A 12,703-nucleotide genomic window follows, 5' to 3' on the forward strand; every position below is an offset into this window, starting at 1 on the left:
CCCGTCGAGCGCATGATGCGCGACGCCAAGATCACCCAGATCTACGAAGGCACCAACCAGGTCCAGCGCATCGTCATGGCCCGCAACCTCCCGTAATCGTCTGCCACTTGAAAGGAGCCAGGCCGTGACCCTGAGGATCGCTGTCTGTGTGAAGTACGTACCCGACGCGACCGGCGACCGTGGTTTCGCCGACGACCTGACGGTCGACCGCGACGAGGTCGACGGCCTGCTGTCGGAGCTGGACGAGTACGCGGTCGAGCAGGCGCTGCGCATCTCCGAGGAGTCCGACGACGCCGAGGTCACCGTCGTCACCGTCGGCCCCGACGACGCCAAGGACGCGCTGCGCAAGGCGCTGTCGATGGGCGCCGACAAGGCCGTCCACGTCAACGACGACGACATCCACGGCACCGACGTCATCGGCACCTCCGCCATCCTCGCCAAGGCCCTGGAGAAGACCGGTTTCGACCTGGTCCTCTGCGGCATGGCGTCGACCGACGGCACGATGGGCGTGCTGCCGGCGCTGCTGGCCGAGCGGCTGAACCTCCCGCAGGTCACCCTGCTCTCCGAGGTCTCGGTGGAGGACGGCCTCGTCAAGGGCCGCCGGGACGGCGACGCCGCCACCGAGCTGCTCGAGGCCCCGCTGCCGGCCGTCGTCTCGGTCACCGACCAGTCCGGCGAGGCCCGTTACCCCTCCTTCAAGGGGATCATGGCCGCCAAGAAGAAGCCGGTCGAGGAGCTGGACCTGGACGACCTCGAGATCGACGCCGACGAGGTCGGTCTGGCCGGGTCCTGGACCCTGGTCGAGTCGGTCGCGGCCCGTCCGGCCCGCACCGCGGGCACGATCGTCACGGACGAGGGCGACGGCGGCAAGCAGCTCGCCGCCTTCCTCTCCGCCCAGAAGTTCATCTGACCCACCGTCACTATCGTTCAGGAGCAAGGAATCATGGCTGAGATCCTGGTTCTCGTGGACCACGCCGACGGTGCGGTCCGCAAGCCGGCGCTCGAACTGCTCACCCTGGCCCGCCGGATCGGCGAGCCGACGGCCGTCGTGCTCGGCGCCGGCGAGGCCGCGGCGTCGATCGCCGCGACCGCCGGTGAGTACGGTGCCGCCACCGTGTACGTCGCGGACGGCGCCGAGTTCGCCGAGCAGCTCGTCGTGCCGAAGGTCGACGCGCTCACCCAGATCGCGAAGGACAAGGGCGTCGCCGCCGTCCTGGTGACCTCCTCCGGCGAGGGCAAGGAGGTCGCCGCCCGCGTGGCGCTGCGCCTCGGCTCCGGTCTGATCACCGACGCCGTGGAGCTGGAGGCCGGCGAGAACGGCCCCGTCGCGACCCAGTCCGTCTTCGCCGCCTCGTACCAGGTGAAGTCGGCCGTGTCGCACGGCGTCCCGGTCATCACGGTCAAGCCCAACTCCGCCGCGCCGGAGGCCGCCCCGGCCGCCGGTACGGTCGAGAACGTCACCGTCGCCTTCACCGGCAACGCCGCCAAGGTCGTGTCGCGCACCCCGCGCGTCTCCACCGGCCGCCCCGAGCTGACCGAGTCCGCGATCGTGGTCTCCGGCGGCCGTGGCGTCGGCGCGGCCGAGGGCTTCCAGGTCGTCGAGAAGCTCGCCGACTCCCTCGGCGCGGCCGTCGGCGCCTCCCGCGCCGCGGTGGACGCGGGCTGGTACCCGCACTCCAACCAGGTCGGCCAGACCGGCAAGCAGGTCTCGCCGCAGCTGTACATCGCGGCGGGCATCTCCGGCGCGATCCAGCACCGGGCCGGTATGCAGACGTCGAAGACCATCGTGGCCGTCAACAAGGACGCCGAGGCCCCGATCTTCGACCTCGTCGACTACGGAGTGGTCGGCGACCTCTTCGAGGTCCTGCCGCAGCTGACGGACGAGATCGGCGCGCGGTAGGGGTCGATCCCCCGCTGAAAGGAAGCGGCCCGATGGCACTCTGTGCCATCGGGCCGCTTTCGTCGTGTCCGGCTCGGTTCCGGCCGGACCGCTCGCGTCGTGTCCGCTCAGATCCAGCCGTCGAGCGGGACCTCCTCGCAGAGCCGGACGACCGGCTGCGCCGCCACTGCCGAGCGGGCGGAGAGCTTGACCCGGACTCCGGGGCGCACCGCGTGCGGCGGTCCGTCGACCCGGCAGCGGACGACGAAGCCCTCGGCCATGTGCACCGGCCACAGGTCGGCGTCGGCGGCGGTGACCCCGCGGCGTACGGTGATCACGCCCTCGCCCTCGCTGCGTTCGGGCGCGAGGTCGGTCGACCCGCAGGTCGGGCAGAGCAGGCGCTGGAAGGTGGTCGTCTGGCACCAGCGGCAGAGCTGGTAGTAGAGCTCGGCGTCTGCGGCCGATCCCTCGGTCCGGACGGCGGCGCTCCCGGTCCTCAGTCCCGTGGATCCGGTGTGGAACACGATGCGTTCTCCTTGCACTCGGCGGCTCAACCGTGCATGGAGTCAAGATATGGCACTGAGTGCCATCAAATAAAGACCTCAGGAGACCTGAGTTCCCTCAATTGAAGATACTGAGATCCCTAAGGCGCTTCTCAGCTCTCGCCGAGGCTCGACTCCACCTCGCGCACCACGCGCCACATCGGCGTGGACCGCTTGGTGATCACCACGACGACGTCCTCGGTCTCATCGCCCTGGACGCCACCGCCCTCGCCGCCCCCGCTCCAGGTCTCGCGGACGAACTCCAGGGCCCGGTCCACCTCGGCCAGCGGGTCGCCCTCGCCGCCCGAGCGCAGCCAGTGACGCAGGGCGTGGTTGTGGGCGGCGACCACGGAGGCGGCGACCACGTTGGCCCGCAGGGTGCCGTCGCGGCGGTCGGCCCAGCGCGTGCGGAGATAGTCGCCGAGCGTCTTCTCGTACCGCCAGACGACCGACAGCTCGTACGTCCGCAGACCCGTCACCTCACGGGTGAGCCGGTAGCGCTGGACGGAGAAGGTGGGGTTCTCGGCGTACATCCGCATCACGAGGCGGGTGGCGTCGCAGATCCTGACCAGCGGGTCGTCGGTGTCCGCACTCGCCGCGAGGAACTCGGTCATGTCGGCGAGGCTCTGCTCGTGGTCGGGGAAGACCACATCCTCCTTGGACGGGAAGTACCGGAAGAAGGACCGCCGGCCGACGCCGGCGAGGGTGACGATGTCGTCGACGGTGGTCTGCTCGTACCCCCGCTCCAGGAAGAGCTGGAAGGCCGCGGCGATGAGGGAGTCCCGCATCGCGGGCTTGGCGGTGTTCGTCGACGCAGTTCCCATGGCCCGAACCTAACATCCAGCGGCCGAAAACGCGGCACTTGGTGCCAGCCTGAGCTGGCACCAAGTGCTATGTCGCAGGTGAGGGACGTACGGCGGTCAGCGCGCCGCCATGCGCAGGGCGCCGTCCATCCGGATCGTCTCGCCGTTGAGGTAGTCGTGCTCGGCGACCATCGTGACGAGCTTGGCGTACTCCTCGGGGCGGGCGAGACGCTGCGGGAAGGTGACACTGGCGCCGAGCCCGGCCCGGATCTCCTCGCTGAATCCGGCCATCATCGGGGTGTCGACGATGCCGGGGGCGATGGTGACGACCCGGATGCCGAACTGGGCGAGGTCACGGGCGGCGGTCACGGTCATACCGGCGACGCCGGCCTTGGAGGCGGCGTACGCGATCTGGCCGACCTGGCCCTCGAAGGCGGCGATCGAGGCGGTGTTGACGACGAGGCCGCGCTGGCCGTTCTCGTCCGGCTCCTGGCGGGCGATGGCCTCGGCAGCCAGCCGCATCACATTGAACGTCCCCAGCAGGTTGACGTTCAGGACCGTGCGGAACAGGTCGAGGTCGTGCGGGCCCTTGCGGCCCAGGATCCGGGCGGAGGGGGCGATGCCCGCGCAGTTCACGGCGACCCGCAGCTCGGCACCGTCGGCCTCGATCCGGGCGAGGGCCTCGCGGACGGGACCCTCCTCGGTCACGTCGGCGGCGAGCAGCGTGACGCCGTCGGGCCGGGGCCCGGCGGCGGCGACGGCCTTGTCCAGGTCCAGGCCGTAGACGGTGGCGCCGCGGGCGGCCAGGGCGGCGGCGGTGGCGGCGCCCAGGCCGGATGCGGCGCCGGTGACGAGCGCGGCGGAGCCGGCGATGTCCATGGAACTCCTCGTACGAAGTGAGTCGTGACGTCGGGAAGGACGGGAGGACGGAAGGGTCAGCGGACGAGCTGGCGGCTGATGACCAGCCGCTGGATCTGGTTCGTTCCTTCGAAGATCTGCATGATCTTGGCCTCGCGCATGTAGCGCTCCGCGGGGAAGTCGCGGGTGTAGCCATACCCGCCGAGGACCTGGACGGCGTCCGTGGTCACCTTCATGGCGGCGTCGGTCGCGATCAGCTTGGCGGCGCTGGCCTGGCGACTGAACGGGCGGCCGAGGTCACGGCGGCGGGCCGCGTCGAGGTAGGTGGCGCGCGCGGAGTCGACGGCGGCGGCCATGTCGGCGAGGAGGAAGCCGAGGCCCTGGTGGTCGATGATCTTCCGGCCGAAGGTGGTGCGCTCGTTGGCGTACGCGACGGCGGCTTCCAGGGCGGCCTGGGCGAGGCCCGTGGCGCAGGCGGCGATGCCGAGCCGGCCGCAGTCGAGCGCGCTGAACGCGATCTGGAGGCCCTGCCCCTCGTCGCCGATCAGTCGGTCGGCGTCCAGGAGGGCGCCGTCCCAGTGGGCGGAGGTGGTGGGGACGGCCTGGAGGCCCATCTTCCGCTCGGGCTTGCCGAAGCTGAGGCCCTCGGTCTCGCCGGGGGCGAGGAAGCAGGAGATGCCGTGGCTGCCCGGCGCGGTGCGCGCGAAGAGGGCGTAGAAGCCGGCCCTGCCGCCGTGGGTGATCCAGGCCTTGTTGCCGGTGACGCGGTACGCGGAGCCGTCGTCGGTGCGCTCCGCCTTGCAGGCGAGGGCGGCCGCGTCGGAACCGGCCTGCGGCTCGGAGAGGCTGTATCCGCCGATGGTCTCGCCGGCGAGCATCGCGGGCAGCCAGCGCTCCTTCTGCTCCGCGGTGCCGAAGGAGTACAGCGGGTGGCAGGCGAGCGTGTGGACGCTGGTGGCGACGGCGACGGCCGCCCAGCGGGCCGCCAGCTCCTCCAGGACCTGGAGGTACACCTCGTACGGCTGGCCTCCGCCGCCGAACTCCTCGGGGTACGCGAGGCCGAGCAGCCCGGCGTCGCCCAGGGTGGTGAACAGACCTTCCGGGTACGTCTCGGCAGCCTCGTGCTCGTCCACGCGGGGGGAGAGCTCCTTGTCGGCGATCTCCCGCGTGAGGGCGATGAGGTCCGCTGCCTCGGGGGTGGGAAGCAGGCGGTCGACATCCATGGCGACTCCAGTGACACTCAGCACCGCTGTAACGGTACTGCGGGCGGTACGGCAGTACCGTTGAGAGTAGCGCAGATGAGTTCAGCCGTAACCCCCCGAACGGGTCGGCCTGCATACTGTTCGGGTGATCGAGACCTCAGCCGCCGGCGCCGTCCCCAAGCCGACGGGCCGCGGCGCGGCCCGCCGGTCCGCCCTGTTCGAGGAGCTGGTGGCCCTCCTGGTCGGCGAGGGCTTCGCCCAGCTGACCCTGGACGATCTCGCGGCCCGGCTGCGCTGCTCCAAGCGCACGCTCTACGGCCTGGCCGACAGCAAGGAGCAGCTCGTCCGGGCGGCCGTGGTCCACTTCTTCCGGCGCGCGACCACGCGCGTCGAGGCCGTGCTCGCGGCGGAGCAGGAGCCCGCGGAGCGGCTGGCCGCCTACCTGAGGGCGGTCGCGGCGGAACTGGCTCCGGTCTCCCCCCGGTTCTTCGACGACGTGGCCGCCTTCGAGCCGGCCGCCGAGGTCTACGAGCGCAACACCCGCGCGGCGGCGGGCCGGGTGCAGCAGCTGATCGAGGAGGGCGTGCGCGCGGGCGCGTTCCGCGAGGTGCACGTGACCTTCGCGGCCGATGTCATCGCCTCCGTCATGGTCCGCATCCAGCAGCGGCAGGTCGCGGCGGCGACCGGGCTGGCGGACGCGGAGGCCTACGGACAGCTGGCCGAGCTCCTCCTGAACGGCCTGCGCAAGAGCTGAGCGCACCTGCGGGGCATCGGGCCGGTACCGGCCCTTGCCTCGTCACACCTGGATCGAGGGCGTCCACGAACCGGCGCCCACCCCGCCGGACTCCGTCCGATCGGGGACCGGGCTAGAACTCGTCGTCGGTGTGCGGCAGCCGCGCCGTCCGCAGCGCCGTGTCGAGCGTGGCGGCCGCGCCCGGGGCGTGCTCCTCGACCAGACCCGCCGCGACCAGGTCCGTGACCCGCGTGCCACCGAGATAGCAGGCGCCCAGATCCCGTACGGCGATGGAGAGTTCGGCCGGTTCGCCGGTCGGCTCGTACCGCGCCGCGCCGGGGCCTGCCGTGAGCCGGAAGCGGCCGGAGTTGGCGGGGAGGCGACTGTCGTGCACCTCCAGGACGAGGTCCACCGCGGTGGCCCAGGTGCGAGCCGTCAGCGCGGCGCGGACGTCGACGAGTCGCACCCACAACGCGGGGAACTGCCCCGTCACCCGCACCTGGTCGCGGTCCCCGGCGAAGAGCAGCAGCGGGTCGTCGAGCGGCCTGCCCCAGGCGCGGACGGTACCGGTCAGGTCGATCGAGGCGAGGTAGCGCCAGAGCGCGGCGGCGACGGCCGGGGTGTCGGCCTCCAGCTCGTCGACCCGCACGAGGCCGGGGGTGTGGGTCTCCTCGTTCTCGCCCTTGGTGCGATAGACGGCGTAGCCCGCGAGGGGGTCGCCGAGGGCGACGATCCGGGGCGGGGAGAGCTCGTCGTCCTCCTCGTCCTTGTCGGCGAGCCACTCCCCGCTCCAGCGCTCCTCGTCCCGTGCGTTCCGGCCGGCCCGCAGGGCACGTGTGGCCTCGAAGCAGGGCCCGACGACGGCGGGCGCGTCGGCCGGATCGATCAGACGCAGCGGGCGTTCGTCGGGGTCGATGCGCAGGGCGAGCGGGCGCCGCGAGTCGATCTCGACGGTGACGCCCTGGGTGGCGGGTCCGAAGCCGAACCGGCCGTAGATCGCGTCCTCGGAGGCCCAGAGAGCGGCGATCGGCTCGCCACGCCCGGCCGCGCGGCGGAAGAGCTCGGCGAGCAGGGCGGAGAGCACGCCACGGCGCCGGTGGGTGGGGGCGACGGAGACATAGGTGAGCCCGGGGCAGGGCAGTTCGCCGCCGGGTACGGAGAGGGTGAAGCGGTGCGCGGCGACGAAGCCGACGAGGGTCTCGCCGTCGTACGCCCCGATCCGCTCGCACGGGAGGAGCAACTCGCGGTGGTGCGTGCGCTGCTCGTCCTCGGGACGCTCGTGGAAGACGAGGTACGCGAGGTCGAGGGCGCGGTCGAGATGCGCTTCGGGTACGTCACGAATGTCCATGATCCGGACCCTAACGGGCGACCGCGTCGCTGCTCGAACGTCGGGCGTGCCAGCGTGCCAGCGGGCCAGCGGGTCAGCGGGTCAGCGGGTCAGCGGGTCAGCGGGTCAGGCGACGGAACCTATCCGGCCGTCCGGCGCGCGCGGTCCGTCGTGGTGGATCGGGGTGTGCGCGCCGGTCAGGGAGGCGCCGGAGCCGCCACGGCGGCTGGCGACGATCTCGGCGGCGATGGACAGGGCCGTCTCCTCCGGGGTGCGGGCGCCGAGGTCGAGCCCTATCGGGGAGCGCAGACGGGCCAGTTCGAGCTCGGTGACGCCGACGTCGCGCAGACGCTTGTTGCGGTCCTCGTGGGTGCGGCGGGAGCCCATCGCGCCGACGTAGGCGACGGGAAGCTTCAGGGCCGCTTCGAGGAGCGGGACGTCGAACTTGGCGTCGTGGGTCAGGACGCACAGCACGGTCCGCCCGTCGACCTCGGTCGACTCCAGGTAGCGGTGGGGCCAGTCGACGACGATCTCGTCGGCCTCGGGGAAGCGCGCCGGCGTCGCGAAGACGGGCCGGGCGTCGCACACGGTGACGTGGTAGCCGAGGAACTTGCCGACCCGGACGAGGGCGGAGGCGAAGTCGATGGCGCCGAAGACGATCATGCGGGGGGCCGGGACCGAGGACTCGACGAGGAGGGTGAGCGGCTGTCCGCAGCGGCTGCCGTCCGCGCCGATCTCGACGGTGCCGGTCCGGCCCGCGTCCAGCATCGCGAGGGCCTCGCCGGCCGCGGTGCGGTCCAGCTCGGGGTGGCCGCCGAGGCCACCCTCGTACGTACCGTCGGGGTGGACCAGGAGCGCCCGGCCCATCAGGTCGGTGGGTCCGGAGACGATCCTGGCGAGGGCCGCGGCCTCCCCCGAGACGGCGGCGGCCAGGGCGGCGGGGAACACCCCGCCGCGGACCGGGGTGACGAGGATGTCGATGACTCCGCCGCAGGTCAGGCCCACGGCGAAGGCATCCTCGTCGCTGTATCCGAAGCGCTCGACGACGGTCTCGCCGTCTTCGAGGGCCTGCTGGCACAGGTCGTAGACCGCGCCCTCCACACATCCGCCGGACACCGAGCCGATCGCCGTGCCGTCGCTGTCGACGGCGAGCGCGGCTCCCGGCTGCCGGGGCGCGCTCCCGCCGACCGCCACGACGGTGGCGACGGCGAACTCGCGTCCCTGCTCGACCCACCGGTGCAGCTCTTCGGCGATGTCCAGCATCTCGAACTCCTCGATAAGTGTGTGGAGGGCGACGTTACGGGCGTCAGCTGACGCCCAGCCAGCTCTCGATGGGATGGATCGCGAAGAACACGATGAAGATCGCGGTCAGGCCCCACATGAAGGCGCCCACTTCGCGTGCCTTGCCCTGCGCCGTCTTGATCACGGCGTAGGAGATGACACCGGCCGCGACACCCGTGGTGATGGTGTACGTGAACGGCATCAGGACCACGGTGAGGAACACCGGGATCGCGACGGAGCGGTCGCTCCAGTCGACGTGCTTGGCGTTCTGCATCATCATCGCGCCGATGACGACCAGGGCCGCGGAGGCGACCTCGGCCGGAACGATCGCGGTGATCGGGGTGAAGAAGAGACAGGCCGCGAAGAACGCGCCCGTGACGACGGAGGACAGACCCGTACGGGCACCCTCGCCGACGCCGGTCGCCGACTCGACGAAGACGGTCTGGCCGGATCCGCCGACGCCGCCGCCGATGACACCGCCGGCACCGTCGATGAACAGCGCCTTGGACAGGCCGGGCATCCGGCCCTGGGAGTCGGCGAGCTTGGCCTCGGAGCCGACACCGATGATCGTGGCCATCGCGTCGAAGAAGCCGGCGAGCACCAGGGTGAAGATGATCATGGTGATCGTGATGTAGCCGACGTCGCCCCAGCCGCTGAAGGACACTTCGCCGATGAGCGAGAAGTCCGGCGTGGAGACGGCGCTGCCGTTGAGCTCCGGCGGGCCGGAGAACCAGGCCTTGGCCGGCAGGTCGCCGACGGCGTTGACGATGGCGGCGATGACCGTGCCCGCCACGATGCCGATCAGGATGGCGCCGGGCACGTTGCGGGCCTGGAGCGCGAAGATCAGCAGCAGGGTGAAGGCGAAGATCAGCACCGGCCAGCCGGCCAGCTCACCGGTCGGGCCGAGGACGACCGGGCCACCGCCGGGCGAGGGGTTCTCGTGGACGAAGCCGGCCTTGACGAAGCCGATCAGCGCGATGAAGAGACCGATGCCGATGGTGATCGCGTGCTTGATCGCCAGCGGGATCGCGTTCATGATCATCTCGCGGAGACCGGTCACCACAAGGAGACAGATCACCGCACCGTAGGCCACACACATGGCCATGGCCTGCGGCCAGGTCATGACGGAGATGACCTGCGAGGAGAGGACGCCGGAGACGCTCAGACCGGCTGCCAGAGCGAGTGGGACCTTGCCCCAGAAGCCCATCAGCAGGGTGGTCGCGGCGGCCGCGAGGGCAGTGGCGGTGATGAGTGCGGGCTGGCTGAGGACGTTGCCGTCCACATCCTTGCCGCCGAGGATCAGGGGGTTGAGCAGGAGAATGTACGCCATCGCCATGAAGGTGGTGACGCCGCCGCGGATCTCCGTCGCGACGGTGGATCCTCTCTCCGAGATGTGAAAGTACCGGTCGAGCCAAGAGCGGCCGGCGGGGACGTTCGAGCCGGAGCCCGCGTCCTCCGAGGCGGTCTTGGGCTCCACTGACGACTGGGTCATGGGGCCTACTCCCAAGGTTCAAAGGGGCACCCGCATAAGACTGGGAAGTCAGAAAAGCCGCGGGATTTGGGATGGTGCGTTGGCTGCACGACCCGGGGGACGGCCCGAGACGAACTTGGATGAATCAGGTCAATCTGGTGCTACTCGGTACTGCTCGATGGTGCTGGTGATGCTGGTGTTACTCGGTGGTGCTGGTACTGCCAGGTGGTATCGAGCGGTGATACCGGGGGTCGCTCCGGGCGGTGCGGGCGGGAAGTGTGACGTTCCTGGGAGGCACACACCGCCCGGAGAGTCCTACAGGGTGCCGGTGAGCGCCTCGGGGCGGACCGGCGTCTTGTTGAGCTCCAGGCCCGTCGCGTTCCGGATCGCCGCGAGGACGGCCGGGGTGGACGACAGGGTCGGGGCCTCGCCGAGTCCCCGCAGGCCGTACGGCGCGTTGGGGTCGGCCAGTTCGAGTACGTCGACCGGGATGGTCGGCGTGTCGAGGATCGTCGGGATCAGGTAGTCCGTGAAGGAGGGGTTGCGCACCTTCGCGGTCTTCGGGTCCACGATGATCTCTTCCATCACCGCGACACCCAGGCCCTGGGTGGTGCCACCCTGGATCTGGCCGACGACGGAGAGCATGTTGAGCGCCTTGCCGACGTCCTGGGCGGTCGCGAGCTCGATGACCTTCACCAGGCCGAGCTCGGTGTCCACCTCCACCACCGCGCGGTGCGCGGCGAAGGTGTACTGGACGTGGCCGTCGCCCTGGCCGGTGACCAGGTCGAACGCGACGGTCGGGCGGTGCCGGAACTCGTGCTCCTGGTCGACGGCCTCGCCCTCGAGCACGTCGGCCAGGTCCGCGAGGACCTCGCCGCCGTCGGTGACGACCTTGCCGTTCTCCAGCAGCAGTTCGGCCGTGGCCCACGCCGGGTGGTACGAGCCGAACTTGCGCCGGCCGATCTCGAGGACGGCCTCGCGCACCTTCTCGCAGGTGTTCTTCACCGCGCCACCGGTCATGTACGTCTGCCGGGAGGCGGACGTCGAACCGGCGGAGCCGACCTGGGTGTCGGCCGGGTGGATGGTCACCTGAGTGACACCCAGCTCCGTGCGGGCGATCTGGGCGTGGACGGTGACACCGCCCTGGCCGACCTCCGCCATGGCCGTGTGGACCATCGCGACGGGCTCGCCGTTGATGACTTCCAGGCGCACGCGGGCGGTGGAGTAGTCGTCGAAGCCCTCGGAGAAGCCGACGTTCTTGATGCCGACCGCGTAGCCGACGCCGCGGACGACGCCCTCGCCGTGCGTGGTGTTGGACAGACCGCCGGGCAGCGCGCGGACGTCCGCCTGCTCGCCGGCCGCGAGCCACTGCTGCTCGGGCGGCATCGGGCGGGCCTTGACGCGGCGCAGCAGCTCGGCGACCGGGGCCGGCGAGTCCACGACCTGGCCGGTCGGCATGATCGTGCCCTGCTCCATGGCGTTGAGCTGGCGCAGCTCCACCGGGTCCATGCCCAGCTTCGCGGCGAGCTTGTCCATCTGCGCCTCGTACGCGAAGCACGCCTGGACGGCGCCGAAGCCGCGCATCGCGCCACAGGGCGGGTTGTTCGTGTAGAGCGCGACGGCCTCGATGTCGACGTCGTCGATGACGTACGGGCCGACCGAGAGGGAGGACGCGTTGCCGACGACCGCCGGGGAGGCCGAGGCGTAGGCGCCGCCGTCCAGCACGATCCGGCACTTCATGTGCGTGATCTTGCCGTCCTTGGTGGCCCCGTGCTCGTACCAGAGCTTCGCCGGGTGACGGTGCACATGGCCGAAGAAGGACTCGAAGCGGTTGTAGACGATCTTGACCGGCTTGTTCGTGGCGAGCGCCAGGAGGCAGGCGTGGATCTGCATCGAGATGTCCTCGCGACCACCGAAGGCACCGCCGACGCCGGAGAGCGTCATACGGACCTTCTCCTCGGGCAGGCCGAGGACCGGGGCGATCTGCTTGAGGTCGGAGTGCAGCCACTGGGTGGCGACGTAGAGGTCGACGCCGCCGTCCTCGGAGGGCACGGCGAGGCCGGACTCCGGGCCGAGGAAGGCCTGGTCCTGCATGCCGAAGGTGTACTCGCCCTCGACGATCACGTCGGCCCGCTTGCGGGCCTCCTCCACGTTGCCGCGGATGATCGGCTGGCGGTGCACGATGTTCGGGTGCGGGACATGACCGGAGTGGTGGTCGTCGCGGCCCTCGTGGATCAGCGGCGCGTCGGGGGCGAGGGCCGAGGCCTCGTCCGTGACGAGCGGCAGCTCCCGGTAGTCGATCTTGATCTTGGCCGCGGCGCGGCGGGCGGTCTCCGGGTGGTCGGCGGCCACGAGGGCGACCGGCTCACCGTGGTGACGTACCCGGCCGTTGGCGAGAACCGGGGTGTCCTGGATCTCCAGGCCGTAGTTCTTCATCTCGGCCGGCAGGTCGTCGTAGGTCAGCACCGAGTACACGCCGGGCATCGCCAGCGCCTCGGAGATGTCGATGGAGACGATCTCGGCGTGCGCGACGGTGGAGCGGAGCGTCTGGCCCCACAGCATGTCCTCGTGCCACATGTCCGAGGAGTACGCGAACTCACCGGTGAC

General features: G+C 71.0%; 12 protein-coding genes. 4 read left to right on the forward strand and 8 right to left on the reverse strand.

Features of this window, described 5'->3' with window-relative positions; translation table 11 throughout:
* From ACFC0D_RS36385 to ACFC0D_RS36395, 3 genes are all read left to right on the forward strand, one after another.
* A partial coding sequence (locus tag ACFC0D_RS36385; protein WP_157849844.1) for an acyl-CoA dehydrogenase family protein occupies nucleotides 1–96 on the forward strand: 96 nt, incomplete at its 5' end.
* A 28-nt stretch (nucleotides 97–124) separates the two neighbouring features.
* A complete protein-coding gene (locus tag ACFC0D_RS36390) occupies nucleotides 125–910 on the forward strand; it encodes an electron transfer flavoprotein subunit beta/FixA family protein (protein ID WP_329114257.1) in 786 nt (261 codons plus the stop codon).
* Nucleotides 911–943: 33 nt separating this feature from the next.
* Nucleotides 944–1,900 (forward strand): electron transfer flavoprotein subunit alpha/FixB family protein, encoded by a 957-nt coding sequence (locus ACFC0D_RS36395; protein WP_376445797.1) that lies wholly within the window; start codon nucleotides 944–946, stop codon nucleotides 1,898–1,900.
* Between the two features lie 107 nt (nucleotides 1,901–2,007).
* Here ACFC0D_RS36395 and ACFC0D_RS36400 read toward each other — a convergent pair whose 3' ends face one another.
* The 4 genes from ACFC0D_RS36400 to ACFC0D_RS36415 all read right to left on the reverse strand — a co-directional run bounded on the left by ACFC0D_RS36400 (nucleotide 2,008) and on the right by ACFC0D_RS36415 (nucleotide 5,305).
* Nucleotides 2,008–2,403, reverse strand: coding sequence for a Zn-ribbon domain-containing OB-fold protein (locus ACFC0D_RS36400; RefSeq protein WP_376445799.1), 396 nt, complete (start codon nucleotides 2,401–2,403; stop codon nucleotides 2,008–2,010).
* A gap of 131 nt (nucleotides 2,404–2,534) precedes the next feature.
* A complete protein-coding gene (locus ACFC0D_RS36405; RefSeq protein WP_376445801.1) occupies nucleotides 2,535–3,245 on the reverse strand; it encodes a TetR family transcriptional regulator in 711 nt (236 codons plus the stop codon).
* A gap of 96 nt (nucleotides 3,246–3,341) precedes the next feature.
* Nucleotides 3,342–4,103 (reverse strand): SDR family NAD(P)-dependent oxidoreductase, encoded by a 762-nt coding sequence (locus tag ACFC0D_RS36410; protein WP_376445804.1) that lies wholly within the window; start codon nucleotides 4,101–4,103, stop codon nucleotides 3,342–3,344.
* Nucleotides 4,104–4,159: 56 nt separating this feature from the next.
* Complete coding sequence (locus tag ACFC0D_RS36415; protein WP_376445807.1) at nucleotides 4,160–5,305, reverse strand: acyl-CoA dehydrogenase family protein; 1,146 nt, start codon at nucleotides 5,303–5,305, stop codon at nucleotides 4,160–4,162.
* A 124-nt stretch (nucleotides 5,306–5,429) separates the two neighbouring features.
* On the opposite strand from ACFC0D_RS36415, the gene ACFC0D_RS36420 reads away from it, so the two are divergent.
* Nucleotides 5,430–6,038, forward strand: a complete 609-nt coding sequence (locus tag ACFC0D_RS36420) for a TetR/AcrR family transcriptional regulator (protein WP_376445810.1) — start codon at nucleotides 5,430–5,432, stop codon at nucleotides 6,036–6,038.
* Nucleotides 6,039–6,150: 112 nt separating this feature from the next.
* Here the strand turns inward: ACFC0D_RS36420 and ACFC0D_RS36425 are convergent, their stop codons facing one another.
* The 4 genes from ACFC0D_RS36425 to ACFC0D_RS36440 all read right to left on the reverse strand — a co-directional run.
* Nucleotides 6,151–7,365 carry a GNAT family N-acetyltransferase gene (locus tag ACFC0D_RS36425; protein ID WP_376445812.1) on the reverse strand — a complete coding sequence of 405 codons (1,215 nt, stop codon included), beginning with the start codon at nucleotides 7,363–7,365 and terminating at the stop codon, nucleotides 6,151–6,153.
* 105 nt (nucleotides 7,366–7,470) lie between these two features.
* Entirely contained in the window at nucleotides 7,471–8,607 is a 1,137-nt protein-coding gene (locus tag ACFC0D_RS36430) for an XdhC family protein (protein WP_376445815.1), read from the reverse strand.
* Between the two features lie 43 nt (nucleotides 8,608–8,650).
* Nucleotides 8,651–10,117, reverse strand: a complete 1,467-nt coding sequence (locus ACFC0D_RS36435) for an NCS2 family permease (RefSeq protein WP_376445818.1) — start codon at nucleotides 10,115–10,117, stop codon at nucleotides 8,651–8,653.
* A gap of 294 nt (nucleotides 10,118–10,411) precedes the next feature.
* Nucleotides 10,412–12,703, reverse strand: a 2,292-nt coding sequence (locus ACFC0D_RS36440; protein WP_376445821.1) for a xanthine dehydrogenase family protein molybdopterin-binding subunit, incomplete at its 5' end; no start/stop codon positions are given.

This window comes from Streptomyces sp. NPDC056222, assembly GCF_042264065.1.
In the GTDB taxonomy this organism is placed as follows: Bacteria; Actinomycetota; Actinomycetes; order Streptomycetales; family Streptomycetaceae; genus Streptomyces.

What these genes read in the sequence shown, in the direction of transcription:
- ACFC0D_RS36395 (WP_376445797.1), top strand. Translation starts at nt 944, where the DNA reads ATGGCTGAGATCCTGGTTCTCGTGGACCACGCCGACGGTGCGGTCCGC.
- ACFC0D_RS36405 (WP_376445801.1), bottom strand. Translation starts at nt 3,245, where the DNA reads ATGGGAACTGCGTCGACGAACACCGCCAAGCCCGCGATGCGGGACTCC.
- ACFC0D_RS36410 (WP_376445804.1), bottom strand. Translation starts at nt 4,103, where the DNA reads ATGGACATCGCCGGCTCCGCCGCGCTCGTCACCGGCGCCGCATCCGGC.
- ACFC0D_RS36415 (WP_376445807.1), bottom strand. Translation starts at nt 5,305, where the DNA reads ATGGATGTCGACCGCCTGCTTCCCACCCCCGAGGCAGCGGACCTCATC.
- ACFC0D_RS36425 (WP_376445812.1), bottom strand. Translation starts at nt 7,365, where the DNA reads ATGGACATTCGTGACGTACCCGAAGCGCATCTCGACCGCGCCCTCGAC.
- ACFC0D_RS36430 (WP_376445815.1), bottom strand. Translation starts at nt 8,607, where the DNA reads ATGCTGGACATCGCCGAAGAGCTGCACCGGTGGGTCGAGCAGGGACGC.
- ACFC0D_RS36435 (WP_376445818.1), bottom strand. Translation starts at nt 10,117, where the DNA reads ATGACCCAGTCGTCAGTGGAGCCCAAGACCGCCTCGGAGGACGCGGGC.